The 26,722-nt window shown below is 61.4% G+C and carries 20 protein-coding genes and 2 riboswitches; of the genes, 15 read left to right on the top strand and 5 right to left on the bottom strand.

What is annotated here, in order from left to right:
- Positions 1-119 precede the first annotated feature (119 nt).
- From Q3C01_RS18780 to Q3C01_RS18800, 5 genes are all read left to right on the top strand, one after another.
- Positions 120-2,573, top strand: coding sequence for a TonB-dependent receptor (locus tag Q3C01_RS18780; RefSeq protein WP_458146784.1), 2,454 nt, complete (start codon positions 120-122; stop codon positions 2,571-2,573).
- 376 nt (positions 2,574-2,949) lie between these two features.
- On the top strand, positions 2,950-3,549 hold the full coding sequence (locus tag Q3C01_RS18785) for a hypothetical protein (RefSeq protein ID WP_458146785.1): 600 nt from the start codon (positions 2,950-2,952) through the stop codon (positions 3,547-3,549).
- 47 nt (positions 3,550-3,596) lie between these two features.
- A complete protein-coding gene (locus Q3C01_RS18790) occupies positions 3,597-6,305 on the top strand; it encodes an AAA family ATPase (protein WP_458146786.1) in 2,709 nt (902 codons plus the stop codon).
- Positions 6,306-6,349: 44 nt separating this feature from the next.
- The gene (locus tag Q3C01_RS18795; protein ID WP_458146787.1) at positions 6,350-7,738 is read left to right on the top strand and encodes a tetratricopeptide repeat protein; all 1,389 of its coding nucleotides are present in this window, start codon (positions 6,350-6,352) and stop codon (positions 7,736-7,738) included.
- 502 nt (positions 7,739-8,240) lie between these two features.
- The gene (locus Q3C01_RS18800; protein ID WP_458146788.1) at positions 8,241-9,776 is read left to right on the top strand and encodes a PAS domain-containing sensor histidine kinase; all 1,536 of its coding nucleotides are present in this window, start codon (positions 8,241-8,243) and stop codon (positions 9,774-9,776) included.
- Positions 9,777-9,990: 214 nt separating this feature from the next.
- Here the strand turns inward: Q3C01_RS18800 and Q3C01_RS18805 are convergent, their stop codons facing one another.
- Positions 9,991-10,512 carry a hypothetical protein gene (locus Q3C01_RS18805; RefSeq protein WP_458146789.1) on the bottom strand — a complete coding sequence of 174 codons (522 nt, stop codon included), beginning with the start codon at positions 10,510-10,512 and terminating at the stop codon, positions 9,991-9,993.
- Between the two features lie 240 nt (positions 10,513-10,752).
- Positions 10,753-11,283 (bottom strand): Spy/CpxP family protein refolding chaperone, encoded by a 531-nt coding sequence (locus tag Q3C01_RS18810; RefSeq protein WP_458146790.1) that lies wholly within the window; start codon positions 11,281-11,283, stop codon positions 10,753-10,755.
- A gap of 404 nt (positions 11,284-11,687) precedes the next feature.
- On the opposite strand from Q3C01_RS18810, the gene Q3C01_RS18815 reads away from it, so the two are divergent.
- Together Q3C01_RS18815 and Q3C01_RS18820 are read left to right on the top strand one after the other, a co-directional pair.
- Positions 11,688-12,227 carry a hypothetical protein gene (locus tag Q3C01_RS18815; RefSeq protein WP_458146791.1) on the top strand — a complete coding sequence of 180 codons (540 nt, stop codon included), beginning with the start codon at positions 11,688-11,690 and terminating at the stop codon, positions 12,225-12,227.
- 91 nt (positions 12,228-12,318) lie between these two features.
- Entirely contained in the window at positions 12,319-12,813 is a 495-nt protein-coding gene (locus Q3C01_RS18820) for an RlpA-like double-psi beta-barrel domain-containing protein (RefSeq protein WP_458146811.1), read from the top strand.
- A gap of 123 nt (positions 12,814-12,936) precedes the next feature.
- Here Q3C01_RS18820 and Q3C01_RS18825 read toward each other — a convergent pair whose 3' ends face one another.
- The gene (locus tag Q3C01_RS18825; RefSeq protein ID WP_458146792.1) at positions 12,937-13,980 is read right to left on the bottom strand and encodes an AraC family transcriptional regulator; all 1,044 of its coding nucleotides are present in this window, start codon (positions 13,978-13,980) and stop codon (positions 12,937-12,939) included.
- Positions 13,981-14,104: 124 nt separating this feature from the next.
- Between Q3C01_RS18825 and Q3C01_RS18830 the strand changes: the two genes are divergently transcribed.
- The 7 genes from Q3C01_RS18830 (at position 14,105) to Q3C01_RS18860 (ending at position 20,094) form a co-directional block, all read left to right on the top strand.
- Positions 14,105-14,920, top strand: a complete 816-nt coding sequence (locus Q3C01_RS18830) for a class I SAM-dependent methyltransferase (protein WP_458146793.1) — start codon at positions 14,105-14,107, stop codon at positions 14,918-14,920.
- A 14-nt stretch (positions 14,921-14,934) separates the two neighbouring features.
- Positions 14,935-15,447 carry an OsmC family protein gene (locus Q3C01_RS18835; protein WP_458146794.1) on the top strand — a complete coding sequence of 171 codons (513 nt, stop codon included), beginning with the start codon at positions 14,935-14,937 and terminating at the stop codon, positions 15,445-15,447.
- A 607-nt stretch (positions 15,448-16,054) separates the two neighbouring features.
- Positions 16,055-16,879, top strand: a complete 825-nt coding sequence (locus Q3C01_RS18840; RefSeq protein WP_458146795.1) for an ABC transporter substrate-binding protein — start codon at positions 16,055-16,057, stop codon at positions 16,877-16,879.
- A 45-nt stretch (positions 16,880-16,924) separates the two neighbouring features.
- On the top strand, positions 16,925-17,581 hold the full coding sequence (locus tag Q3C01_RS18845) for a phosphoribosylanthranilate isomerase (protein WP_458146796.1): 657 nt from the start codon (positions 16,925-16,927) through the stop codon (positions 17,579-17,581).
- A gap of 24 nt (positions 17,582-17,605) precedes the next feature.
- Positions 17,606-18,934 (top strand): H(+)/Cl(-) exchange transporter ClcA, encoded by a 1,329-nt coding sequence (gene clcA / locus Q3C01_RS18850; protein WP_458146797.1) that lies wholly within the window; start codon positions 17,606-17,608, stop codon positions 18,932-18,934.
- A gap of 233 nt (positions 18,935-19,167) precedes the next feature.
- Positions 19,168-19,713 carry a P-loop NTPase family protein gene (locus tag Q3C01_RS18855; protein WP_458146798.1) on the top strand — a complete coding sequence of 182 codons (546 nt, stop codon included), beginning with the start codon at positions 19,168-19,170 and terminating at the stop codon, positions 19,711-19,713.
- Positions 19,714-19,731: 18 nt separating this feature from the next.
- Positions 19,732-20,094: an ASCH domain-containing protein gene (locus Q3C01_RS18860; RefSeq protein ID WP_458146799.1), complete on the top strand. Its 363-nt coding sequence runs from the start codon at positions 19,732-19,734 to the stop codon at positions 20,092-20,094.
- Between the two features lie 78 nt (positions 20,095-20,172).
- Here Q3C01_RS18860 and Q3C01_RS18865 read toward each other — a convergent pair whose 3' ends face one another.
- Together Q3C01_RS18865 and Q3C01_RS18875 are read right to left on the bottom strand one after the other, a co-directional pair.
- A complete protein-coding gene (locus Q3C01_RS18865) occupies positions 20,173-20,550 on the bottom strand; it encodes an NUDIX hydrolase (protein ID WP_458146800.1) in 378 nt (125 codons plus the stop codon).
- A 450-nt stretch (positions 20,551-21,000) separates the two neighbouring features.
- Positions 21,001-23,367 (bottom strand): TonB-dependent receptor, encoded by a 2,367-nt coding sequence (locus tag Q3C01_RS18875; protein ID WP_458146812.1) that lies wholly within the window; start codon positions 23,365-23,367, stop codon positions 21,001-21,003.
- Positions 23,368-23,582: 215 nt separating this feature from the next.
- A riboswitch (cobalamin riboswitch) is annotated at positions 23,583-23,788 on the bottom strand.
- 263 nt (positions 23,789-24,051) lie between these two features.
- Positions 24,052-24,268: riboswitch (cobalamin riboswitch) on the top strand.
- Positions 24,269-24,391: 123 nt separating this feature from the next.
- On the opposite strand from Q3C01_RS18875, the gene Q3C01_RS18880 reads away from it, so the two are divergent.
- Positions 24,392-26,722, top strand: a 2,331-nt coding sequence (locus tag Q3C01_RS18880; RefSeq protein ID WP_458146802.1) for a ribonucleoside-diphosphate reductase subunit alpha, incomplete at its 3' end; no start/stop codon positions are given.

Consider the following 26,722-nt stretch of genomic DNA (forward strand, 5'->3'; position numbering starts at 1 on the left):
TCTCGGGAAGAGGCCGACCTTTTACGGCTGGTGCTCTTCGGTCGTTGACCTGTATCGTTCCACGTCAAAACCGGCGGGGACAAAAGAGCCGGAGCATTGCGGGTGGAGATGTGTCGGCCATGGGCGTGCGTGGGCTGGTTATCGTTTCAATTTCTACGGGAATGGTCGTCGGAACTGATGCGGCTTTCGCGCAGGACGAGGAGACCAACGTCCAGAACCTGCCCGCTGTCGAGGTGACGGCACCGCCGCAGACCAGCGCCAGGCGCGCGCCCACTCGGGCGACACCCACGATCCGCGTGGCGACGCGTCCCCGAACCACCAGGGTTTACGTTTACCCGACATCGCCCGGCGCCTCCGGCAGCGTCGAGGTCGACAAGATTCCGGCTGCCATCAATGCGGTCGATGCAAACCAGATCAGGCGCACCCGTTCGCCGGATATCGCCGTTTCTCTGCAGCAATACGTGCCCGGTCTCAGCATCAACGAGGTGACCGGCAATCCATTCCAACCTGATGTGCAGTTTCGCGGCTTCGTTGCTTCACCTCTGGCCGGCACGCCGCAGGGCCTCGCCGTCTATCAGAACGGCGTGCGCATCAACGAGGCCTTTTCCGACATCGTCAACTGGGACCTGATCCCGACGGCTGCGATCCGATCGGCTGTGGTCGTGACCAACAATCCCGCGTTCGGCCTCAATGCGCTTGGCGGCGCCATCGATCTGCAGATGAAGGACGGTTTCAACTATCAAGGCGCCGAGATCGATATCATGGGCGGCTCGTTCGGCCGCATCCAGGGCTCCGCACAATGGGGCAAGCGGGTCGACAACAATTGGGCGGTCTATGGAGCGCTTGAAGGCGTTCACGACAATGGTTTCCGCAATTTCTCGGCATCGGACGTCCGGCGCTTCTATGGCGATGTCGGGTATCGCTTTGAAGGCAACGAGTTCCACCTCAATGGCGGCGTCGCCAACAATTTTCTCGGGGGACCCAGCACTGTTCCGGCGGAGCTGCTCCAGCAATATTGGGGGGCGACCTACACAACGCCGCAAACCATTTCCAACAAGGTCGGCTATCTCAACCTGACCGGCAAGGTGGAGGCGACGCCGACCTGGACCTTTGAGGGCACGGCGCACGTGCGGCGCTTCAGTCAGAACACCGTGGACGGAAACCCGACCGATACGGTGCCCTGCGACGCCGATGCGACGCTGCTTTGCTTTGGCGATGTCAACCCTTTGACTGGCTTTCAATCGCCGGCCAACGGCCTGAATGGCGTTCAGCTCGCCAATACCTTTGCGCCGGATGCCATTCTCAGCGAGATCGATCGCACCAGCACGAAATCGACCACGTTTGGCGTATCCGGGCAGGCGACAAACAGCGATCAGTTGTTCGGTCATGAGAACCGCCTGGTGATCGGCGCGACCTATGATGTCAGCAGCACCCGCTTCACCGGGAGCGCCGAATTGGGAACCATAGGCACGAACTATGTCGTCACGGGCAGCGGCACATTCCTGGGCCCCTCCGGCGATCCGACATCGGTCGGCCCCGTGTCGCTTCGCACCGTCAACCAATATCAGGGGCTCTATGCGCTCGACACGTTCAACGTGGACGATCGCTTTGCGGTCACGGCAGGCGGCCGGTACAATGCGGCCCACATCTCCCTGATGGACCAGCTCGGCACCGCGCTCAATGGCGATCATCAATTTGATCGATTCAATCCGATCATCGGTGGCACCTACAAGATCACGTCCGAAGTGACCGCCTATGCGGGCTATTCCGAAGCCAACCGGGTGCCGACCCCGCTCGAGCTCGGCTGCGCCGATCCGACGAGGCCGTGCGTCATCGGGCAGTTCCTGATCGCCGACCCGTCACTGCAGCAAGTCGTATCCAAAACCTTCGAAGCGGGCTTTCGCGGCACCAAGGAATTGAATATCGGTTCGCTCGGCTGGAAGATCGGCGCCTTCCGCGCCACCAACTACAACGACATTCTCGCGGTGCCGATTCCGGGTCTAACGGGATTCGGTTTCTTCCAGAATGTCGGCCGGACGCGCCGGCAGGGGATCGAAGCCGAGGTGAGTATCAAATCGAATGCGCTTCAGTTCCAGGCGAGCTATGCATTCCTGGATGCGCGTTTTCTCGACGCACTCTTGCTCGGCTCGAACAGCCCGTTCGCCGACGCCGACGGCAACATCCAGGTCCTGCCGGGCGACCACATTCCGCGCCTGCCGAGCCACCTTATCAAGGCCAGTGTCGAATATGCTGTTACCGACGCTTGGAAGGTCGGGGGCGACGCGCTCTTTGTCTCCAGCCAGTATTTCGTTGGCGACGAGTCCAACCAATTCCCGAAGCTGCCGTCCTACGCCGTGTTCAATCTCCACACCTCCTACCAGGTCACCAAGAACCTCCAGTTTTACGGTCGCGTCGACAACATCTTCGACAATCGCTACTCCACCCTCGGCACCTTCTTCGACACCACCGCCTTGCCCAATTTCGCCAATGGTGGTGCCGCCTTCACCGACCCGCGCTCGCTCAGCCCGGCAAGGCCGCGCGCGTTCTATGCGGGCGCAAGGGTAACGTTCTAGGGCTGCGGGCCCGCATCATCCCCAAATATCCTTCCGCTAGGCTCGCGAGCGCCATCGCCGCTCTGAGTTCATGCACCGTTGCCGTGTCCCGGCCGGCGGCCTGGAACGTCATAGGCGCCGGATTTTGCGGAAACCGTTCTCCGCGAAATGGATGAGTGACCTAACGCACGTTCCGCGTCGAAGCTTTGTGACAAAAGCTTATCCACGAGCTTCCCTCTGTCAGGAATGAAAACCGGCACGAAACACGATGGTGGGAGGAAGCGCAGTTAATGTTGTTCAGTATGCGTTTCGATCGTGATTCCCCGAGTGAGGGTTGTCGTCACGTCAGCCGTCGACCATAATCTCCTGGCCCCAGCAATGAACGAACGCCCGAAACATGAGTGAGCAAGATGCACAACACGAGGTCGCCGAGGGCGCGCCCAGCGGGCAAGACCGGCCTCCACGTCAGGAGCCGCCGCCTCGTGGCAAGAAGCCTGGCTCCTCTCGCGGCACGCTGATTGGAATTGCTGGCGCGCTCGTGACCGCAGGAATAGCCGCGGTCGTGGTGTTGCCTAGCCTCACTCGCGACAAACCGGCTGCCGTTGGTGAGGAATCCACTCTCGAAGTGCTCGTACCAGCCGACATCAATGCAGCCCTTCCCACCCTCGATCCGGGAACTTCGAAAGCAGCGGTGGATGATGCGAGGAACTGCAAGGTGCCGCTGGCGTGGGTGACGTTGACGCAACGGCCGAGTGGGCATGGTGGCATGGTGCGTGTCCGTTCGGGACAATATCTGTCGCCACCGATCAAGCTCACCACCACACCGCAGCGCATCGCCATTCCCTATCCCGCGCCTTATCCTGCGGGCCGTGGGGTTCTTACATTGGTCGGCGAGGGGGACCAGGTGGGGTTCTACCTGAGGCCCGGGGGTGTTCACGACGTGAACGGCACCTATTCCGTCAACGTGAGATGGCAGGTTCGCAACCCGTGCCAATGAATGCGAAAATTTGGTGAACTCGACACCGTGATCGGGAATTGCCGACAATGAAAAACTTCTTCCGCAACCATCCGATGGTCGGCATGTGCATCGCCATGATGGTGGCCGCGGTGTGCACCCAGTGGATCCTCAATCCGAGATCCGGTCCATTCAGCGCCTTGACATGGGCGAATTCACTCACGATCGGTGCCGTGCTTCTGATCATGGTAGCCGGGTTCGCGCTGACCTACGTGGCGATGCGGCTCGGCACCGACCCCACCGGATTCGGATTGGTCCCTGTCGGGGAGGGCTATACGCCCGGACGTCGGCTGAACGTGGATTCGCCGACGGCAACTGTCCGCAGCGCCGACGAGGTGCTCGACGAACTCGACCAGATGATAGGGCTCAGCTCCGTCAAGGAAGAAGTCAACAAGCTGCTGGCCGGCATCGAAGTCGAGCGCAAGCGCCGTGAACAGGGCTTACCCGTGGCAAGGGTGAGCCGGCACATGGTGTTCACCGGGCCGCCCGGCGTCGGCAAGACCGAGGTCGCACGCGCCCTGGGAGAGATTTATCGTTCGCTCAAAGTGCTGCGCAAAGGACATGTGGTGGAGGTGCAGCGCGCCGATCTGGTCGCAGGTTATATCGGACAGACGGCCATGAAGACGCTGGACAAGTGCAAGGAGGCACTCGACGGCATCCTCTTCGTCGACGAAGCCTACTCGCTCGCGGGCGAAGGCAAGGATTTCGGCCACGAGGCAATCGCAGCGTTGATCAAGTTCATGGAAGACAACCGCGATCGCATCATGGTGATCGCCGCCGGATACCCCAATGAAATGCGTCGTTTCATCGCCACCAATCCGGGCCTGGCGAGCCGCTTCAACAGGACCATCGAATTCCCGGCCTATGAGCCGAAAGAGCTGGCTGCGATCCTGCGATTGATGGCCAAGCGCCAACACGTGGAGTTGCCCGACGTCCTCGAGCAGAGCCTGGTCCCGTGGATCGAAACCCAGTGGAGAAGCGAGGGCTGGGGCAACGCGCGCGAGATGCGCAACCTTCTTGACAAGGCGTGTGAAGCCCAGTCCTTGCGCGTGGCTGCCGACCCGACCGCCGACATAAGCAAGATCGAGATGCTCGACTTCGAAAGCGTAGGCGTGCCTTTGGTTCGAATGCACGTCCCGCCGCCGGCACCTCCGCCCGTGCCGACCATACCAACTCCGGCTCCTATCGTCGTTGAACACTCGCTGGTGCCTTCTTCCTCGCCTGACCAATTGGCGCCGCGCTCCGGGCGCAGGCTGAAGGTTGCGGCCACGATCTCCCCCGAGCGGACGCTCGATCAGGCGCTGGACCGCCTCGAAGAGATGGTCGGGCTGGAGTCGGTCAAGGAGGAAGTGAACAGGCTCATGTCGGCGCTTGAAGTCGAGCGCTTGCGCCGCGAGCAGGGGCTCGTCGTCGCGCCCATCAGCCGGCACATGGTCTTTACCGGCCCGCCCGGAGTGGGGAAGACCGAGGTCGCGCGCGCGCTCGGCGAGATCTATCGCTCACTCAACGTGCTGCGAAAAGGTCATCTGGTCGAGACTGACCGTGCGGGTCTCGTCGCGGGCTATATTGGCCAAACCGCTCCCAGGACGCTCGACAAATGCAGGGAAGCGCTTGACGGCATCCTGTTCATCGATGAAGCGTATTCGCTTGCGCGACCGGGTAACGATTTCGGCCAGGAGGCAATCGATACGTTGCTCAAATTCATGGAGGACAACCGCGACCGCATCGTCGTCATCGTCGCGGGTTATCCGAATGAGATGCAGCGCTTCATCAACAGCAATCCGGGCCTCTCCAGCCGCTTTACCAAGACGATCGAGTTTCCGCCCTATGCCGCAAACGAGCTCGCCGCCATTCTAAGGGTAATGGCAAAACGACAAAACTTCGTATTGCCGGATGGTCTCGAGGCCAGCCTTGGTCCGTGGATGAAGGCGGGCATGCGCAACAAGTCCTGGGGGCATGCGCGCGAAATGCGAACGCTGCTCGAGCGCGCGCGCGAGGCCCAGGCCACGCGCATTGCGCACGCCCCCTCAGAGGACGTGCGTCAGATCGCCATGGCGGATATTGAGGCGGCCATCCAGATTTCCGGATATCGCGAGACCGTGCCGGAGAAGATCAGCGATACCCTCGTCAAGATTCCCGCGCTCTCTCGCTCGGTCACCCCACTGTCGGAGGGCACATCCGCTCTGCAGGCCGCCGTTGTCACGGTCAAGATTGAAGGTGCTCACGGTAGCGGCTTTTTCATCTCCAGGGACGGATATCTTCTGACCAACCACCATGTGGTAACGGAGAACAAGTTCGTGACGGTCAAGCTTACAACCGGCCGTCAGCTGCCCGGCGAAGTGGTGCGAACGAACAAGACGAGAGACATCGCCTTGGTCAAAGTAAATGAATCGGGAATGACGGCGCTACCACTGCAGCTTGACCTTCCGGAGGTCGCCTCCGAGGTTTATGCGGTGGGGACGCCGCGAGATGAGAAATATTCGACGACCATAACCAAAGGCATCGTCAGCGCTTATCGCACGGAAAACGATCTGACGCTCCTGCAAAGCGACACTGCCATTCATCCCGGCAACAGCGGGGGACCGATGGTGGACCGGTTCAGCAATGTCGTCGCTGTAAGCGTTTCCGGATTCGCCATCTCGGGGGTGAGCACAAGTATCAATTTCTTCATTCCCATCGCTGATGCGCTCAAGTTTCTCGCCGTCGAGCTGGTTAATCGGGACGCGGCACAGCCGTAAGCGAAGCAATGGCCCCCGGGATGGAACTAGAACGGACGAACCCGATGACTGCGATTGGCCGAGCAGCAGCCTTGCATATCGCCTTCTGGCAGTACGATCCCTGGTACCGTCGCGCGTGGTTCGTCTGGCCGCAAGTGACGGCAATGCTTCTCGCGAGCTGGCTTCTCGTGGGTCTGGTGGGGCCTGAAGCAGCAGTTCCGCTGGGCAACTGGGCCAAGCCTGCCGATTGCACCAACGCGTCGACCCCGGGCTGCGCAGCAACACGGCGCGCCGCGTTTGTCTGGGACGATGAGGTCGCCAGACCCAGTGTCGCCAATCAGATCACGGTCAACGTCGACCGGTCGACCTTTCGAAACTCTGCCGCAGAGGACCAGCCGAAACTCACGGCAGCGCTCGGCGCCTATTATCGCTATGATTGGGCGAAGGCGATCGACATCCTGAGATCGGCGACCGCAAGCGACCCGAACGTTCAGTTCGTCACGGCACTCGCTCTGCTGGTACCAAATTCGACCGACCAAACGCGCGACGCGGAAGCGTTGCTGCGCGAGGCGGCTGCCGGGGGACATCGTCAGGCTGGCAGCGTGCTCGGGCGCATCCTTTTCTCGGGCGTCGGCGGCTTGCCGAAGGATGAGACGGCGGGACGGAAGTTGATCGATGACGCGGTGGCGGCTGGCGAGCCCTACGCGATGCGGCTTGCTGCTGCCGGATACGTCAGCGGCGAATTTGGCGGCACGTACGATACCGTCAAGGCGGTCGATCTCTTGGGCAGAGCGGCGGATAGTGGGGAGCTCATCGCCATGGCGCAATTTGCATTCTGCATCAACACCGGGCGGGGCGGGCTTACCCGCGACGCCGCGAAGACGATCGACTATTTGCGACGTGCGGCGGATGCGGGGTTCGAAGGTGCACAGCTCACGCTCGCGCGGTGGTTCAGAGACCGATATGGCTATCGAGAAAGCGAGGATTTGCCGGAATCGATCAAGTGGTTCGAGCGGTCCTATAAGCAAGGGCACTCGGTCTACGCTCTCGGGGAGCTCGCTTACGTCCACAGATACGCGCGGGAGGCGCCGTGGTTCGACACCAAGCTCTCGTTTGAACTGCTCCAGCTTTGCGCGCCTTACAGAAATGCCTATTGCCATTATTGGCTTGCCCGGGCCTACCACGAGGGTGCCGGCACAGCGCGAGACTACACCAAGGCTTACGCTTACTACACGGTTGCGAAAGAGCTCGGGAGGCAAGATGCGGCCATCAACCTTCAGAAGCTGGATGATTTCCTCCAACCTGCCATCAAGACCAGCGCAGCGGAGCTGGCCAAGAGCATTTCGGCGGGCCTCAAGCCGGTACCACGCGTGATCCTGCTGGAAACGGCGGAGACTGAAACAGCAGGTCCATCTCCGTGGCCTGACCCCAGCCAGCGACCGGCATCACCTTAATCTGCCAACGAATGGTCTTCTGGCTCGTAACTATTCAAGCGTGTGCGAAGCATCGGATGGATCTCCAAAGGATTGGTCGGCTCCGTCCCCGAAAGCAAACCTTTGGCGTTCACGGAGAGAGGGCAGCCAAGGATCAAACTGCGACGTGGCGGGAAGGGCCGCCTTTGGCGTGCAGAGGACATTGGTCGACGCCCGCGGCAGAGGAAGCACGGCTTCGCCTCACACGCAGGCGTTGATGGAACCGGAGCTCAGCTCGCGTTGTTTGCGGACCGGACCAATTCGTCTCGCAATGTGGGCAACAGAGAAGCCCTCGTATACGTAAGTATAGTCGTCACAAGGCATATTCCTGAACGATCATTGGCCACTGCGAGGCTAGGTTCGATCCGCCATGTATCGTTGGCGATCGCCGGGGCTATCTGCCGCTCCGGGGCTAGGGACAGCCCCGCTACCCGGTGCGGGAAATTTGTCGATTTGATCCATCGCTCTTGAGCAAGAGTCGACTATGCAAGATCCGGTTCAAGTGCCGTCGGTCGCGCTCGATTCGAATCAGCGCAAGCGTTCCGAGGAGGCGCTGCGCGAGAGCGAGGAGCGCTTTCGCACCTTGGTGCAATTCTCCTTCGATGTGTACTGGGAAACCGACGCGCAGCATCGCTTCGTCCGCCAGGAGTTCGCTGAGACGCTTTCCGAGCCGCCGGTCTCCGAGATCGGCAGGACACGCTGGGAAGTACCTTATCTGGAGCCTGATGAAGCGGGCTGGCGCAAGCACCGGGAGATGCTCGATGCCCGCCTTCCGTTTCGCGATTTCGAACTCGCGCGGCCGACGCCCGACGGCGGCAAGCGCTACGTGTCCGTCTCGGGGCTGCCCGTCTATGACGAGACGGGGCGCTTCGTGGGCTACCGCGGCGTCGGACGCCACATCACGGAGCGCAAGCGCTCCGAACAGGCGCTGATCGAGAGCGAGGCCCGTTTCCGGACCTTCGTGGACCACGCGACAGACACGTTCATGCTCCACTGCGAAGACGGTCGCGTTCTCGACGTGAACCGAAATGCTTGCGATAGCCTGGGCTACAGCCGGGGCGAGCTGGTCGGGGTAACTGCATCTTTCTTCGATCTGGAGATGGATGAAGCGACCTGGCGGGTCAACCGCGGGCGCCTCAAGGCCGGCGGCATCGCTACGCTCGAGAGTCGCTATCGCCGAAAGGACGGCACCGTGTTTCCCGTCGAAGTCCGCATGCGTGAATTCTGCGAAGGTGGCCGGCGACGGATCATTTGTCTGAGCCGCGACATCACCGAACGCAAGCGAACCGCCGAGACGTTCCGCGAGATGCAGGCGGAACTGACACACGCCAATCGCGCGGCGGCAATGGGCCAGGTCACGGCTTCGGTGACACACGAACTTAGCCAACCGATCACCGCGATGCTCTGCAACGCAGAAGCCGCGCTGAACTGGCTGGGATCTCAATCTCCGAATTTTGAAAGGGCACGGCAGGCCCTCGCATCCATCGTCGCAGACGCCAAGCGAGGCGGCGAGATCATCGGTTGGATCCGTTCCCTGATCAAGAAAACGCCGGCGCCGAAGGAGAGCGTCGACGTCAATGGTGCAGTCCTGGACGTGATCACCATAGCCCGGAGCGAGTTGCTCAAACATGGTGTCTTGATCCAGACAGACCTCGCTCCGGGTTTGCCGCTCGTGGAGGGCTATCGCGTCCAGCTGCAACAGGTCATTCTCAATCTGATCCTCAACGCGATCGAGGCAATGAACTGCATCGACGCGGGGGGGCGGGAGCTGCGGATCAGCACGGCCGCGGATGCCTCGAGTCGCGTTGTTGTCACCGTGCGGGACAGCGGCCCCGGACTTGACGCAGCAATGGTCGACCGCTTGTTCGAGCCCTTCTACACCACCAAGCCGGGCGGGACCGGCATGGGCCTGTCGATCTGCCAATCGATCATCGAGGCCCACGGAGGGCGACTTTGGACCGGTGCGAATGAACCACGGGGCGCCGTGTTTCAGTTCAATCTGCCTTCGCAGCAGGGGTGATCGCGTTACTGCCAGGCAGTGGAACCGACACGCGCCTCTCGTGTCGCGAGAGCGTCGCCTAAAGCGCGATGAGATTAGGATGAATCGTCATCGCGCTTTAGGTTGTTGTTTACGCATGCTCTTTTCGGAAAACCGCTTCGCACTTTTCCGGATCATGCTTTAACCTGCCTTTGCTACGCGACACCGAGAGCCGGTCTTTTGCAACGCCTCTTCCTCACCAGCCGCCGCCGTAGTAGCGCGGAAACAATGTCGGCCGTCCGGTGATGTAGCTGCGGTTGGCGTAGCCGCCGTAATAGCCAGGGTAATCGCCAGCGGCATATGCGCCGTAAGAGCCGGGGTAGTAGCCGGCGGTCGCATCGCCGCCGTAGTAGCGAGGAAACAGCGTCGGCCGTCCAGTGACGTAGCTGCGGTTAGCGTAGCCGCCGTAATAGCCGGGGTAGCCGTTGACGGCGTAGCCATCAGTGCCATAGGCGCCATAATAGCCACCCCCGCCGTAGGAAGGCTGATTCCAGCCCCATCCGGTTGCGGCAACTGCCGCTGCGCCCGCCGCCACGGCAGCGCCGCGCGCCAGGGGATGACCATAGTAGCCGCGACCGTAATAGCCGCCAGCATAGCGCCCGCTATAGGCACCGGCCCCGCGCACGACATAGCCGCCGCCAACCGTTCGCCGGACATAGGCATCCGCCGTATCGGCGGTGACCACGAGCAGCCCGAGGACGCAGAGGATCGTTTTCATGTAGGCCTCCTTGGTTTGAATTTCCTGAGTGGCGCACCACTCGAAGTCCTGTTGAGTAACAGTGCCGACCAAGGCGGTCTCAACTCTGGAAAGCCGAGCGCGCGCACAAAAGAAGTCGACGGCGGGGGTCGGCGGGCCAATATTGCAAAACGACGCGTCGCTGGCGCAAAATCGCCCCCGCCGCAGAGTAGTCATGACTACGCAGCCAACTGGAGTTTATGGATTTGGAACGACTTTGCGTCAGTCCTCGTCGTCGTCGGACTGCATCGCCCTGCGCCGTTCCGCGACATCACTCATATCGCGAAGTACAAAGATCGCGATGGCCGCCATGCGCTGCCGCTGTTCGGGATTAAGGGTTTTGTAGAGTGGCTGCCAAGCCTCGGCGAGTTTATCCAGATCGGCTGATCGTTGAGCCAATGCTTCCGAGCGTCGCTGCAGAAAGGCGATAGGGTCACGATTGCGCAAGGCTTCGACTCGGCTTTCGTCGGCTCGTCTACCCACTGTTTCCTGGATTTTTGCGACCCGCGCTTTCCGATCCTCCGCCCTGGCACGGATAGCGCTCTCCACAGGCGGCCAAAGTTTTTCCTGCTCGGGTGTCAGTTGCAACGCCGCCTTTACCAGATCAATCCTCATGTCCGTCAGGTTATTGCGGTCCGCTGCATTTAACCGTTCCGGAGAGGCGGAAGACGAAGGCTGCGAGTTTTGGGCGTTGGCAATAGAGGATGAAATAACGAAGAGTGCGGCCGTTCCGGCCGCTACTATTTTCAACATCGGAGATCTCCTAGGTGATAGGTGGCCCCCTAAGCACCGCGCAAAATGATTGCGCACTTCGAGATCTCGTTGACCTAAATCAAGAGAACCAAGGAATTGCTCTCGCGCGCGCATCGACCTTGTGCCGGCGAACAAACATCGCGGGCCAAACATCCGCCACAAACCACAATGCGATGGCCCGCCAGTGGTACTGCGATCTTCCATCATTGAATTGCAAAGGGTTCCGCTATGGAACAGTGCGCGTGCATCCACCGCGCAACAAACGTTGCGGTTAGTTTAAGCGGCGACCATGAGTCGCTAATGGACCCCCGACGTCACAGCTCAACCATCTTCGGCCACTATTTCCGGCCTGATGCGCATCGGCGGACGTGCGCATCACATCTTCAACTTGGGTAGGGAATTTAATGAAAATTCTGTCTGCGCTGCTCACGGCAGCGCTCTTGCTCGCGGGCATAGGGTCAGGCCATGCGGCGGTTCGGATTGCGGACGACCCGGGTGGGCAGATTGGGGAGTACCTCTCGAAGTACAGCGAACTCCGCGCTTCAGGCCAAACGGTGATGATTGATGGTCTTTGCGCTTCGGCCTGCACCATCCTCCTCTCAACAATCCCTCACGACAAGATTTGTGTCACCTCGAACGCGACACTTGGGTTCCACGCCGCCTATGATTTCGTCGGCAATGGCCGAACTGTCACCAATCCCCAAGCAACCCAGTTGCTCTATTCGGGGTATCCATCCCAAGTGCGGCGATGGATTGCGAGGCGCGGTGGTCTTACCCCCAGAATGATCTTCCTTCACGGCAAACAGCTACAAGCCATGTATCGTCCGTGCTACGTCGATGCCCGTGCTCCCACGGGGATGCCAACGCCCTCTGCTTTGGTCGACCAGGACCAGCGTGGCTTCCTCGCCAGTTTTGGCGCCCGATTGGCACCAGTCCGCAAATAGATGTCTCGGTTCCGTTAGCACCTCCGCTCTCGCTCAATCTCCTGCGACAGCAAACCGAATCCTGCATCTAGAATTCAGTCAAGGAGTCCTGATCGTGTTTCGCTTGAGCGCCGCAATCTGCGGCGCGGTAATGACGCTTGCTATCTCACCTGTTGCCATGGCCCGAAGTGAAGTCGGTGCGGCTCGTTCAGATGCCCTCAATAATGCCGCCTCTGGGCCCGCGGTCGTTGGCGCAGCATCCATGTACAACCCGTTCCGGCCCGGATGGCGGGAGGGTGGCGTGAATACAGCCTCCGGGGAGCGCTATGATCCATCTGCATGGGCGGCCGCCATCAAAACGAATTTGCGTAAGATGTTTGGCGGGGTTCAGTATGGCACGAAGCCGAAATATGCCCTCGTTGAGGGAGCGGGCAAGAAAGCCATCGTCAAAATAAACGATGTAGGACCTCTCACGCCCGGTCGCATCATCGATTTCAATGAGCGGACGATGCGCCATTTCGATCCGAGTCTGCAACGGGGGGTCATTGCCGACGTCAAGGTTACGCCACTTTCAGGCGACGATTGGATACCCGGACCAATTGCCTAGACGTGATTGGAGGCGAGCGTAGTTGCAGCACCACAAACGTCCGCTTTGCGCTGGGAGCTGCACTCCCCGCCGAGTCCCACATTAGTCCTAAGCGGACGTCTCGCCCATGCGCGAGACGTCGGATTATCGAGGCCCGCCGTCCTGGAGTTTGTGTGAATCCATGGTGGATTGCCGCCAGCTTGCAGGTGGGACGCCGACGAGGCGGCGGAAGGCGCGGCTAAACGCAGCCTCGGACTCGTAGCCGACGCGCCCTGCTATCTCCCCAAGACCAAGCTTGCTTTCGCGCAGCTGGCGCCGCGCCACATGCATTCGCCATTTCGCCAGGTATTGGATCGGTGTCTCGCCAACCAGTTCAACGAAGCGCCTGGCGAGCGCCGCACGAGATGTGCCGGTTTGCTGTGCCAACATTTCCACCGTCCACGGTCGTGCCGGTTCGGCATGCAGCAGACTAAGGGCTCGGCCAACATGCGCGTCGTTAAGTCCAGCGAGCCAGCCGCCGTGTCCCTCGCTGATATAGGAGAGTTGCCAGCGCACAATCTCCGTGAAGAGCAGTTCCGACAGTCTTGCCAGTATAGCCCGGTTGCCGGGGCCTGGCTTGGCGGTCTCGCTGACTAAATGGTCAATCGCTGCGGTCCACCAGCGCGGGTCATGATCCAGAGTGATCGGATCCGCATATTTACCCACGTCAGTGAAGGCCTCGAGCCTGACCGCACCGTCACGCACCCGCACGCATGTGAGAGCAGGCATAGCGTCGTGAAGGGGGCCGAAGCGCTGATCCGAATGCAGGAAGCCGCACACGAAGCGACACTCGTCACCCCCTCCACCGTGGTGCAGGATGGAAATTTGCCCCGGAGAAGGTCGGTAGATGCTGCCGATGGGGACCGGCGTCAAGCCAAGGTCGCTCGCCAATGTATGCTGAGCGCCACGCGCGAACACGACGACATCACCCTCTTCGATGGGAATGGGTTGGACCGCGCCCCAGGATAGCCAGCACCTGCCCGCTGTCGCGATGTGGAAAGGAATGATGGCCTCTGCCCCGGGAAGGAGGCGTTGCGCCAGCATCTCTGGTGGAGACGACAAAATTGACCACGGGCGTGTGAACTCCCCGCAAAAATGGATAGCACCCGAGAGGCGTACGACGCGCAGAACTTCGGACAAGACGTCCATCCGAGTCTCCTCTCACGCTCGCATTTCATAGCCGTAGCGTCCGGGCAATGACTCTGAGCGTCCCGAGCATTGTGTCGAGGCTAGCATGGATAGATGTTGACGCAAGAGAACCCATGAGGGCGCAATGCACGGCAGATTTCAAAAGCGCGTGCAGCGCTACGGCTGGGACAAGGCCGCGAATTACTATGAGAATCTGTGGCGGGAGCAGCTCGAACCCGCGCAGGCCGTATTGCTCGACTTTGCCGATCTTGTTTCAGGCGAGCGCGTTTTGGACGTCGCGTGCGGCACAGGCCTAGTAGCTTTTCGAGCCGCGTCGATCGTCTTGCCTTGCGGAGAGGTCGTCGGCACGGACATCTCCGGACAGATGATTGCCACCGCGCGTGACATCGCAAGAGCAAGGGGTGTTGCCAACACGGTGTTCCACCGCATGGATGCAGAACAGCTGGCACTTGACGGTGCTTCATTTGACGTGGCGCTGTGCGCCCTTGGCCTCATGTATGTACCTCATCCGGAAATCGCCCTTGGCGAAATGCACCGCATCCTGAAGCCCGGTGGCCGGGTCGTCTGCGCGGTTTGGGGCCAGCGCAGCGAGTGCGGTTGGGCGGAAATCTTTCCTATCGTCGAGGCTCGCGTGCACTCGGAGGTCTGTCCGATGTTTTTCCGGCTCGGTGCCGGTAATGCGCTGGAACAGGCGTTCGGAGCCGCTGGCTTCGGCCAGATTGAGTGCAGACGCCTGGAGACGCGGCTTCACTACGCAGGTGCCAACGAGGCATGCGAAGCCGCGTTTGTCGGCGGGCCCGTCGCCCTTGCCTATAGCCGGTTCTCCGAAGAAGCCAAGGCGGAGGCGCGCGATGACTATCTACGATCCATTTCACCTCATCGGCAAGGCGAGAGCTACGCGATACCGGGAGAGTTTGTGATTGTTGCTGGAACGAAGTGAGGGAGGAAACAAAAATGTCGAATCTGCAAGCGCGCGGTGCATTGGAACGAGCGCAGAGAATCTTTCTCGAAAAGCCCGCGGCGGCGCGCAAGGCCGGCTCGACCGCAACCGCCGTCTGGCGCAACGGTCTGTCCTGCGAGATTACCGGTCCTGAAGGGGAGAAAGCCACGACGGACATGCCGGAGCCGATGGGAGGCAAGGGCGGCGGTCTCAGTCCCGGATGGCTGCTGCGCGCTGGCATGGCCTCATGTGCTGCTACCTCCATCGCGATGCGCGCTGCCATGCTCGGTATCGAGCTGAGACAACTCGAGGTTTCCGTGAAGAGCGAGTCCGACGCGCGCGGCCTTGTTGGCATTCCCAATGCGCCCACCGCATTTGGCGACATACGCATGTCAATCAGGATCGGCGCTGATGGCGTGGAAGACTCCCGGTTGCGCGAGCTAGCGACGTGGGCCGACGCTCACTCGCCCGTGAGCTGCACCCTACGTGATAGCCCACCGGTGACCCTCGATATATCGCTAGTTTGAGTGGACGGCTGCCGGGATGAATTCTTCGCATTATGACCCAGAGCGGTCGAGCCGCTGCCGCTGCTCAGACCGCTCGAACTTGGACAAGCCGCTTGATCGCGTACGCGTCGCCGGCGAGTGGGCTCGATGCGAGCGACGTCTTCACCCCACTGCCCGAGTGCCTCCCATCCCATTGGCGACATCAAGGGCACTCCTCGTCGAGTTGGCTGACAAAAGACATTTAGGGGAATGTCACCTGTTGGCCCTTAAATGTTACCTATTGGCCCGAAGGTGTTGTCCCCGGAAGGTCTGCTCACGCTCGACTGTTGGGGTATAACCAGACGCCCCGCGCCCGGGTCGGACATGACGCGCATGGCCCAACTGCGACATTGACCGCGATTCTTTCGCCCCCTTCCAACGATTGCGCCGCATCGCTAGGATCAACGATCCTGAAGCCTGAGGTTCGAGCATGAGGCGCCGGGATGTTCTTGTATGGATTGGCAGCGCGGTCGCATGGCCCATCACCGCGCCAGGAGCTTGGAGCGCCGGCCCGCCGGCCAAGATTGGCTGGCTCAAAATACAAGGCCCCCGTCACTCCCCTGATCAACTGAAAGCGTTCCGCGAGGGCATGGATGCGCTCAGCCAGATCGAGGGACGCGACTACCTGCTGGTCGAACGCTACGGCGAAGACAAGGAGTCACGATTGCCGGATCTCGCGGCGGAGCTCATCGACCTCGATGTCCGACTCATCTTGGCGACCAGTCAGCCTTCGGTCGCGGCAGCCGCGCGTGTCACCAAGACAGTGCCGATCATCGGACGTCTTAACGATGATCCGGTCGAGAACGGCATGGCCAGGTCGTTGGCCCGGCCAGGTGGCAACATATCCGGCGTCTACAGTCTCGCCGAGGAATTGACCCCAAAGCGGCTGTCGCTGCTCAAGGAGGTCGTGCCGTCGGCACTCCGCGTCGGGGTGCTGTTGCGCAATGATTGGCCGAATGCGCAGCGCGCCTGGCAGGCCGAGGAAGAGGCGGCGAAACAGCTGGGACTTGAACTCGTCGCCTTGAATGCTCGCTCGGCCGGCGATCTTGCCGCAGCCCTCAGCGAGGCAGGCGCGGAACATCTCGACGGCATCATCGCGTTCCGCAATCCGACGGTAGTGACCAATCTTAAACTGATCGCCGAGCAGTGCCGTAAGCTCCGGCTGCCCGCCGTATTCGACGCCCGCGAATATGTGGATGCGGGTGGCCTCATGTCTTACGGGCCCAACATCGACGCAATTTATCGCCAGCTCGCGCGCTTTGCGGTCAAGCTGCTCAACGGCACATCGGTGGGCGAGCTACCGATTGAGGAGCCGACCAAATTCGAATTGGTTATCAATCGCCGCACCGCCGATGCCATCGGAATTCGGCTGTCGCCGGATCTTCTGACGAGCGCAGATCAGGTCATTGAATAGCTCAAGAGAATGTCGCTTTTGGCTCCGGGGAAGGGGTGTTGAACCATGCTGACGCAAATCTATGAGGTAGCGACACCCGCCGAAGCCAAGGCAATATCGGGAATCGGTGTGGATCATGTCGGCGTGCTTGTCGGCGATGGGTCTTTCCCTCGCGAGCTTCCGGTTCACGTGGCCGCCGCAGTCATGAAGGCGATCCAGGCGCCGTCCGTACTTTCAGCGCTGTTCCTCTCGGCGGATGTCGCTCTCATCGAACGGATGGCCAGGGAGCTTGATCCACCGATCGTGCATCTTGGCGCTTCAAACGAATTGCTTACGCCAGATCATGTCGTGGCGCTGCGAAAGTCGCTGCCAAAAATCAAATTCATGCGTAGCGTACCCGTGACGGGACCTGTGGCGGTGCACGTGGCGCGCACATATGATGGAATTGTCGACTGGATCCTGCTTGATAGTCACCGCATGGGCGATATCCAAATCGGTGCGCAGGGCGTAACGCATGACTGGAGCATCAGTCGAACGATTGTCGAGACCGTACGTACCCCGGTCATACTCGCTGGTGGCCTCGGACCAGACAATGTCAAAGAGGCCATCCGGTCTGTCCAACCCGCGGGCGTCGACTCAAAAACAAAGACCGACCGCGAGGGCACCCACGCAAAAGACCTGGCGAAGGTCGAAGCTTTCTATCGCGCTGCGAAGAGCGGTTAACCAGCTCGGAGGCTTCGACCTGCTGTGGACCATAACCCCGGTGACGACCGAAAAGTCGAAGACGAACGTCGCGGCCTATTGGGGCTCGCGGCGATGGCCCTCCTCGTAGGAGCAGCCACTGGATGTGTTGGGGCTATTTTCCGGCTTTTGCTCGCGCATGCCGATCGTCTGCGCGATGCGATGATCGCCTGGGCCCATGGCCACGCGGTCTGGGGATTCCTGATTGTCGTCAGCGCGTGCGCTCTCGCAACCCTGGTTGCCGCGTGGTTGGTGCGGCAATTCTCGCCACACGCTTCGGGCAGCGGCATTCCGCATGTCGAGGCTGTCCTGCACGAGGAGATTCCACCGGCTCCGTTTGGTCTGGTGCCAGTGAAATTCATCGGGGGGATACTGGCGATAGGCTCCGGGCTGGCGCTGGGTCGCGAGGGGCCGACCGTCCAGATGGGCGCTGGTATCGCGGTTTTCGCTGCGCGCGTCTGCCGGCTCTGCTGGGCGGACTCCCGAGTGCTGCTGGCGGCCGGCGCCGGCGCCGGCCTTGCAACCGCCTTCAATGCGCCGATTGCCGGGCTCGTGTTCGTGCTGGAGGAGTTGGTGCAGAGGATCGAACACCGTGTTGCCATCGCCGCACTTGCAGCGCTGGCAACGGCGATCCCGGTCGCAAGGCTGCTTCTCGGTGACGCGCCCGACTTCCAGGTCGGGCCGCTGAGCTATCCCAGCGCTGAGTCCGCCCCGCTGTTCTTTGCTCTGGGTGGCATCGCGGGCCTGCTGGCCGTCGCGTACAATCGCAGCCTGCTCGCGACCATCGCAGTTCGGGACCCCTTCGGACGGCTACCGATGGAGCTCCGCGCCGGATTGATTGGCGCCAGCGTCGGCATACTGGCCTGGTTCGCGCCCGAACTGGTCGGCGGCGGAGATCAGATCACGCAGCGCGCGCTGATCGGCCAAGAAAGCGCAGTGATCGTAGGGGGCGCATTCCTGGTCCGGTTTGGGCTCGGCGCTCTCTCATACGCCGCGGGCACTCCCGGCGGATTGTTCGCCCCCTTGCTCGTGCTGGGAGCCCAGTCAGGGCAGGTGTTCGGAGCGGCTTGCCGCCTTGCATTCCCGACGCTCGCGATCCCGCCGGAAGCATTTGCATTGGTGGGCATGGCCGCTTTCTTCACCGGCGTGGTGCGTGCGCCGGTGACCGGCATCGTTCTCGTCGCCGAAATGACTGGTAACGTGACAATGCTGCTCCCGATGCTGGGCGCCTGCTTCATGGCGATGCTGCTACCCACGCTGCTGGGCGATGCACCGATCTACGATTCCCTGCGTGAGCATACGCTGCGCTTGGAGCGACAAATCAGACGGAGGTGACCGCTGAAGGCTAACCAATCGTCGACAAAGGCATAGCGCGCTCGATGCCCGCGCTTGCCTCGACCGCCGCTAGTGGCCCCAATTCGGCCGTTGCACGGTCCATCCGGAGCCTCTTTCATTCACCACGTGCTTGGGAGTTGTGAGCAGGAAGTTCACTACTGCGATCTTGCCGCCGCGGTTCAGCATCGCTAAACAGCACTGCAGAACGTGGTGCATTGGATGAGATAACGCCAATGGTTGCGCCAAGGCGTATCCTCATTCTCGGTCCGAGTGGCGCCGGCAAATCGACGCTTGCGCGCCGCCTTGGCGAACGCCTTGGGCTTCCCGTTGTGCATCTTGATGCCCTTTACTGGAATCCGGGGTGGTCGGCTTCGGAGACCGGACTCTTTCGTGCGAGAATGGCTGAGGCTGCCGCACGTGACGCCTGGATTATTGAGGGCAATTACTCAAGCCATCTCGATCTTCGACTGCCGCGGGCCGAAGCCCTCATCTGGCTCGACCTGCCGCGCTACGTTTATTTTCCGCGAGCGGTATGGCGAAGTATCCGAAACTACGGCCGCGAACGCGGTGATACCGGGGCCGGAAACCCCGAACAGTTCGACTGGTCGTTTTTCAGAGACTGGGTTTGGACCTATCCAACACGCAGTCGAGCCCGACATGCAGAGCTTCTGGCTAATCTCCCTCAGGGAATCCACGGAATAGTTTTGAGATCACCGGCCGAGGTGCAGAAGTTCACAAGCAACTTGCCGCGTTCCCTGATCAGCGTCGGTAAAAGCTGACGGTTTGGGGGACGCTTTATGAAGGCTCTATCCGTTGTCAGGCCGAGCGGCAGCAAGATTGCAGCAGGTCTCAAGACGCTGGAGGTCCGGCGCTGGGCACCCGACATCTCCCCGGCGGAAGATTTGCTGATCGTCGAAAACGGCAGGTTTCTCTGCGAAGACGGCGATGAGGACAGCCATGGCCACGCCGTCGCTATCGCCAGGGTCTTGGCTGTGCGGCCTTTTGTCGAAGCTGATATCGAAGCTGCCTGCGCCAGCTACTTTGAAGAAGGATGGCTGGCGTGGGAGCTGACTGACATTCGCCGCGTGGCATCGGAGGTGCAGATTCGGGCTGCTCGTGGCATCTACGAAGTGGATGCCAACCTGCTTCTCGGCAAATGATCGCAAAGTCCACCATCGGCTCGCCTGACGATCCCACCGATGGTTCGGGTTCGAAGCCGTGATTGCGAGCCTGGGAGCTCACTTCGGAAACAGCCTGTCCCGGATGTAACGCGAGGTCGGTGTCAATCTGAGCCCTCGCGGCTTGCACCAGACCGCCTTGTCGATTTCCTTCTTGTCTCCGATCTTCAACTCGCCGGAGGCGTTCTTCGCCAGGAAAATCGCATCGCTCATCTTCCGCCCGGTTCGGCGGTTTTTCTTCTTGACCTCCTTCCAGAGCTTCAAAGGACCGGGCTTCAGGTTCGGCAATTCTTCCCCGATCTCGCGGCGAAGGCACTTCCTGTCACTCTCACCTGCACGCCTGCGGCCGCCCGGGAACATCCAGCGCTTATCGCGCCGTCGTCTGACCAGGAGCACGCGCCCCTTCTTTGCCGCAACCAGCTTGGAGGATTTTGCCATATCGCTGCGAATCGCCTTCACTAATGAGTATCAGTCTAGACCGGTCGGCTCGGCCTTCAACAACGGGCGCTGCGTTTGAGACCCTGTATTATCCCGGTATTGGGCGAGGCCGGAGCGTGACCAAGTTTGCCCTGAGCGCTCTCGATACACCAGCAGCGCATCACGATCTTCCCCGAACTTCACTTCTCAAATCGGCCGGGGCCCTCCATTGCGCCAGTCCGAAGCGAATGGAAGGAGAACAGAACCCATGCCGGACGAGGTCTCGCGTCGCCAGTTTGCGAAGATCGCGGGGCTGTCCGCAGTGGGGATCGCGGCGCCCGGAGGATGCGTCGAGGGGACCGGCAGCGGCGCCGCGCCCGGCGGGAGGCTTTCCGCCGGGCTTCCTCTGGGGCACTGCGACCTCGTCCTACCAGGTCGAGGGTGCGGTCAACCGCATTCCCCGTTGCTCAGCTACCACCTGAACGAGGCCGACAGCTCGTAGCTGCGTGGGGCGCCCAGGATAATCTGGTCGGTGTAGCCCGGATCGCCCCACGCTGCATAAAGCTTGTTCGTCAGGTTCCTCACGCGGAATGAAATCCGCGTTTGGTCGACGCCGCGAAAATACGATTTCGGCACGTCCACGAAGGCGAATGTATCGAAGATCGTGTAGGCGTTCATCGTCACCAGATTGTCCTGGAAATTGAAGCGGTCGCCGACGTGACGGACGGAGGCTCCAATCTCGACCGGCCAGGCCGTCTGGAAGCGATAGGAGGCGCCGGCATTGGCAACGAAGTTCGGAACGTTCGGCGGCGTCATGCCCGAATAGGACTGGAACACGCCATTGTCATCGACGTAGCTGAAGTCGACGAAGCGCGACTGCACGAAAGCGACATTGCCCCACAGCTTCAGTCCTCCGAACGGATTGGTCGCGGCCGCGAGCTCAATGCCTTTGGAGGCGATTTTGCCGGCGACGTTGAAGACGATGCCGCTTTCGGGAACGTAGACGTTCTTGCGCTCGATATCGAACACGGACGCGGTGAACTCGGTTCGCTTGTCGGCCGATTGCACCTTCACGCCGGTCTCGTATGTCCGCGACGTCGTTAGCAGCAACGGCACCGAAGGCGCGAGGATGAAGATGTTGGCGACCGTCGGATCGGCTGCGGTTGCATACTGGCTGTACAGCATCACGCCGGGCGCGATGTCCCAGGTGTAGCCGATGCGGCCGGTGATGGGATTGAAGGTGGTCGAGAACGGATAGCCCTTGGCAGATTCCAGCACGCCATCAGGGTCGAAGCGCGTGCGGTCCAGCTTGATGTCCTCGAAGCGGATGCCGCCGATCAGCGCGAAGGTCGAGGTCAGCTTGATCCGGTCCTCGAACGACAGCGACGCAGTGTTGACGCGGGTGTAGATCTTCTCGTCGCTGCGGGGCCCATAGAGCCCGCGATCCGGATTGAGCAGGTCGACATAGTCGTTGAAGAACAGCGTGTCCTGCGAGACGTTGAACTGGTTGTTGCTCGCCATGACGGTGGCGACGAAGCGGTTGTCCAGGCCGCCGATGTTGGAGTTGACGGTGAGGTCGGTGATGTTGCCGTAGAGCCGCTGCGCGTGATCGAGCGCCAGACGCTCACGATAGATGCTCTGCGCGCCGGCAAAACCGCCGACCGTCTGGTCAAACGACGAGATCTCGTTGTTGAACCAGTGCCTGTGGGCGTCATAGCCGTAAACCTGGCTCTTCAGCGAGACGTTGTTGGTGATGTCCCACTGGAAGCCACTGCGCAGCCACAGCTCGCTGGCGCCGCTGTGATTGTCGAGCACGTTGTAGTTCGTGGTCAGCGTGCGCGCGTCGATGGTGACCGGGACCGGCGTGCCGCCGCCAAGGTAATAGTTGCTCCAGACCCCGGAGACGATGCCCGTTGTCGGCACGATGCCCGGTGCATTCGCCGGCACCAGCGGTGTTCCCCAGTAGAAGCGGTCATTATCCTGCCTGTATTCGGCCGCGCCCCAGATCTTCAGGCTGTCGTTGACACGATAGTTCAACTGGCCGGAGACATTGCTCAGCTTGGAATAGGTGTCGTCGATGAAACCCTTGTCGTTGAAATGGCTGATGTCGAAGCGATAGTCGAGGCCGTCGATCAGCGTGCTGCCGCCCGACCCGTATCCGGCGCGGTAGCCGTTGAAGGAATCGTAGGAGGTGAAGGCATCGTTGACGATCGGACCTGTGTGCGGCGCCTTGTTGACGTAATTGATGGCGCCGCCGGTCGCGCCGAGGCCCGCCACCAGCGAGTCCGGTCCCTTGATGATCTCGACCTGCTGCAAGCCGGCCACGTCCATCGGACGACCGGTCATGGTCGACGGCCCGATCGGGATGCCGTTATAGAGGGTGCTGATCTGGTCGCCGGCAAAGCCGCGCATCGAGAAGATGGCGGGCGCGCCCGGCGCATCGCCGCCGATCACGCCCACCGCCGCCTTGGCAACTTCGGTCGTCGTCCTTATGCCCTGATCCTGCATCGTCTGCTGGCTGATCACCTCGACGGTCGCCGGCATTTCCCGCGCCGTGATGCCGAGGCGCGATCCGGCCTCGGTGACGACATTGGTATTCAGCGGCGTCGGGGCGGCACCATTCTGAGGCTGGGTCGTCGGAGTGGCTGTAGCTACGGGTGCCGGCTTGCGTGCAGCAGCACGGCGCACAGCACGCGCGTCCTGATTGTCGGCGCTGACCGCGCGCGGCCGCTTCGGAGGCGGAGAGACCACCACCGGCTCGAGCTCGGATTTATCCCGGGCCGCAGTCTGCGCAACGGCAGCCGTCGATGGCAGCAGCGATGAAAGAATTGCGATCAGGACCGGAGAAACCGCGGTCGAAGAAAGATAGCGGCGCGAGGTGCGCTGATGATCTGGTGCGGCACCATGGTAGTAGCTGAAATTTTTCACGTAAGCGCTCTGCGGCGAAGCAACGAACCGTCACCGCGGTCGCCTTGGCAATCTACCTTCGCCCCTTGCGGTAGATGCACCGGCTACTCTTCACGACACCGAGGCACCCCGCCCGACGCGTTCGCGCATGACCATGACCGGTAGCAGGTTTCCTGGCTCGCGGGTCATCGCCTCCGACCACCTTCCCAGAGCCCCGATGGCGCTCCAGTGGTTTGTTGGTCGTCGGCTATCCGCTCACAGTTGCGGGGGCAGCCGCGGATTTGTCCGCCAAAACGGACGCACCGCATTCCCTTGAAGAGTCCTTGCGGACACCACCGCTGAAAAAACTGGCATCCGCGGACTGGGCGCGTCAACGCGTGGTCACCATCACGTCCGTGCCAAAATGTCGCAGTTAGAGAAGATGGCTACTCGAGCGTGGCGCGCCGGCAACTATGCGTCCAGTATTCCCTACTCTCGGCTCGGACCGGTGAGGAACGGATTGCGCATGCTGGCCGAATCGCGAGATGCGGAACGAAGGGCGGCAAAATTCCCGCATTCCACAAGCAAATCGGCGAGCGCGACTTGATCACTCATTGACACTTCGCTCCGAATATCTCCATATATGGGTGTCACGGTCCTACTGCGTCGCAAGATGTAGTGGCTAAGAGGGAAGCCGGTGAACTGCGCGTTGTGCGCGGAATTCCGGCGCTGCCCCCGCAACTGTCAGCAGCGAGCTGCTTCCGGACAACGTCACTGGTGCGCCTGCGCCGGGAAGACAGGAAGCAAGCAACGACCTGCGAGCCAGGAGACCTGCCGTGACGATCTGAACGTCCACGGGCGGGGTGTCCCGGCGGTCGCTTGCACGCACCGTCCGGCAACGCATCTGCCGGCGTTCCGGCAGCGTCCTTCCTTATCGCCCCGTCCAAACACAACGCGCGCATCACGGGGCCCTTTGATGTCACTGAACCTGCACGACGCGGACACCGCTTCCGCACCCATCATCCAGTTGCGTCCACAGTCACTTGCGGCAGCTTCCAGCGAGCCGGCCATGCAGATCATCCGCCGCAACGGGAAGGTCTCGCCGTTCGATTCCGCCAAGATCGCGGTCGCAATGACCAAGGCTTTCCTTGCGGTAGAGGGCAGCACTGCGGTTGCTTCGCGCCGCGTTCACGAGAGCGTCGAGCAGTTGACGGCCGAAGTCGTGGCAGCCCTGATGCGCCGCGCAGGCGAGGGGCGCACCTTTCACATCGAGGACGTGCAGGATCAGGTCGAACTCGCCTTGATGCGAAGCGAGCACCATAAGGTCGCCCGGGCCTACGTGCTCTACCGCGAGGAACGGTCCCGCCAGCGCGCCGAGGAAGCGGCCGCGCAGCCGGCGCCCGTCGCCGCACCGACCCTTCACGTCACGCTGCCGGACGGCTCGCGCGTCGGTCTGGACACGCGCCGGCTCGAGCTGATCATCAATGAGGCCTGCGCCGGTCTCGACGGCGTCTCCGCAGCCCCCGTGCTGGCCGAAACCACCCGCAATCTCTACGACGGCATCAGCCAGGACGAGCTGGCGCTGGCCTCGATCATGGCCGCGCGCACGCTGGTCGAGCAGGAGCCGGGTTATGCCTATGTCAGCGCGCGCCTGCTGCTCGACAAGCTCCGCGGCGAGGTGCTGTCGCATGTCCATGGCGTTACGTCGTCGGCCTCGCAGGCCGACATGGCGACGCGCTATGCCGAATACTTTCCGGCCTATGTGAAGGTCGGCATCGCAGCCGAACTGCTCGATCCCGAACTCGCCCGCTTCGATCTCGGCCGCATCGCTGCGGCGTTGAAGCCTGAGCGAGACTTGAACTTCCAGTTCCTCGGCCTTCAGACGCTCTACGACCGTTATTTCCTGCATCAGCAAGGCAAGCGGATCGAACTGCCGCAGGCCTTCTTCATGCGCGTGGCGATGGGCCTGGCAATTCGAGAGATCGACCGCGAAGCCAAGGCGATCGAGTTCTACGATCTCTTGTCATCGTTCGACTTCATGGCCTCGACGCCGACGCTGTTCAATTCCGGCACGCTGCGCCCGCAGCTGTCGTCCTGCTTCCTCACCACCGTATCGGACGACCTCGATGGCATTTTCAAGTCGATCAAGGACAATGCGCTGCTCGCAAAGTACTCCGGCGGTCTCGGCAACGATTGGACGCCGGTGCGCGGCCTCGGAGCCCACATCAAGGGCACCAACGGCGAAAGCCAGGGCATCATCCCGTTCCTGAAGGTGGCCAACGACACCGCGATCGCCGTCAACCAGGGCGGCAAGCGCAAGGGCGCGGTCTGCGCCTATCTGGAGACCTGGCACGTCGACATCGAGGAATTCCTCGATCTGCGCAAGAACACAGGCGATGACCGCCGTCGCACCCACGACATGAACACCGCCAACTGGGTGCCGGACCTGTTCATGCAGCGGGTCGACGCCGACGACGAGTGGACGCTGTTCTCGCCGGACGAGACGCCCGATTTGCACGATCTGTACGGGACGTCCTTCAAGACGGCCTATGAGGCCTATGAGGCCAAGGCGAAGGCCGGCGGCATGCGTGTGTTCAAGACCGTGCGCGCGACCGACCTCTGGCGCCGCATGTTGACCATGCTGTTCGAGACCGGCCATCCCTGGATTACCTTCAAGGACCCCTGCAACCTGCGCTCGCCGCAGCGCCACATGGGCGTGATCCATTCCTCGAACCTCTGCACCGAGATCACGCTGAACACTTCGGCCGACGAGGTCGCGGTCTGCAATCTAGGCTCCGTCAACATGCTCGCCCATGTCGGAGCTAACGGTATCGACCAGGCCAAGCTGAAGCGGACGGTGACGACGGCGGTGCGAATGCTCGACAACGTCATCGACATCAATTTCTACACGATCCCGGAAGCGCGCCGCTCCAACATGCGCCATCGGCCGGTTGGGCTCGGCCTGATGGGCTTCCAGGAGGCACTTCAGGTCCAGCGTATCCCGATCGCGTCCGAAGCGGCGATCGCTTTCGCCGACATCAGCATGGAAGCGATCTCCTTCCACGCCATCGAGGCATCCTCCGATCTTGCCACCGAGCGCGGCCGCTATCCGAGCTTCGAGGGCTCGCTGTGGTCGAAGGGCATTTTGCCGCTCGACTCTATCCGGTTCGTTGCCGACTCGCGCGGCGGGCTCGACGTCGATCGCTCCTCGACGCTGGACTGGGATCGCCTCCGCAAGAAGATAGTGGCAGGCGGCATGCGCAATTCGAACGTCATGGCGATCGCGCCGACAGCGACGATTTCCAAC

It is taken from the genome of Bradyrhizobium sp. UFLA05-109 (assembly GCF_054185165.1).

What these genes read in the sequence shown, in the direction of transcription:
- Q3C01_RS18845 (WP_458146796.1), top strand. Translation starts at nt 16,925, where the DNA reads ATGCTGACGCAAATCTATGAGGTAGCGACACCCGCCGAAGCCAAGGCA.
- Q3C01_RS18815 (WP_458146791.1), top strand. Translation starts at nt 11,688, where the DNA reads ATGAAAATTCTGTCTGCGCTGCTCACGGCAGCGCTCTTGCTCGCGGGC.
- Q3C01_RS18865 (WP_458146800.1), bottom strand. Translation starts at nt 20,550, where the DNA reads ATGGCAAAATCCTCCAAGCTGGTTGCGGCAAAGAAGGGGCGCGTGCTC.
- Q3C01_RS18825 (WP_458146792.1), bottom strand. Translation starts at nt 13,980, where the DNA reads ATGGACGTCTTGTCCGAAGTTCTGCGCGTCGTACGCCTCTCGGGTGCT.
- Q3C01_RS18780 (WP_458146784.1), top strand. Translation starts at nt 120, where the DNA reads ATGGGCGTGCGTGGGCTGGTTATCGTTTCAATTTCTACGGGAATGGTC.
- Q3C01_RS18860 (WP_458146799.1), top strand. Translation starts at nt 19,732, where the DNA reads ATGAAGGCTCTATCCGTTGTCAGGCCGAGCGGCAGCAAGATTGCAGCA.
- Q3C01_RS18810 (WP_458146790.1), bottom strand. Translation starts at nt 11,283, where the DNA reads ATGTTGAAAATAGTAGCGGCCGGAACGGCCGCACTCTTCGTTATTTCA.
- Q3C01_RS18805 (WP_458146789.1), bottom strand. Translation starts at nt 10,512, where the DNA reads ATGAAAACGATCCTCTGCGTCCTCGGGCTGCTCGTGGTCACCGCCGAT.
- Q3C01_RS18795 (WP_458146787.1), top strand. Translation starts at nt 6,350, where the DNA reads ATGACTGCGATTGGCCGAGCAGCAGCCTTGCATATCGCCTTCTGGCAG.
- Q3C01_RS18835 (WP_458146794.1), top strand. Translation starts at nt 14,935, where the DNA reads ATGTCGAATCTGCAAGCGCGCGGTGCATTGGAACGAGCGCAGAGAATC.
- Q3C01_RS18830 (WP_458146793.1), top strand. Translation starts at nt 14,105, where the DNA reads ATGCACGGCAGATTTCAAAAGCGCGTGCAGCGCTACGGCTGGGACAAG.
- Q3C01_RS18790 (WP_458146786.1), top strand. Translation starts at nt 3,597, where the DNA reads ATGAAAAACTTCTTCCGCAACCATCCGATGGTCGGCATGTGCATCGCC.
- Q3C01_RS18855 (WP_458146798.1), top strand. Translation starts at nt 19,168, where the DNA reads ATGGTTGCGCCAAGGCGTATCCTCATTCTCGGTCCGAGTGGCGCCGGC.
- Q3C01_RS18840 (WP_458146795.1), top strand. Translation starts at nt 16,055, where the DNA reads ATGGATGCGCTCAGCCAGATCGAGGGACGCGACTACCTGCTGGTCGAA.
- Q3C01_RS18785 (WP_458146785.1), top strand. Translation starts at nt 2,950, where the DNA reads ATGAGTGAGCAAGATGCACAACACGAGGTCGCCGAGGGCGCGCCCAGC.
- Q3C01_RS18800 (WP_458146788.1), top strand. Translation starts at nt 8,241, where the DNA reads ATGCAAGATCCGGTTCAAGTGCCGTCGGTCGCGCTCGATTCGAATCAG.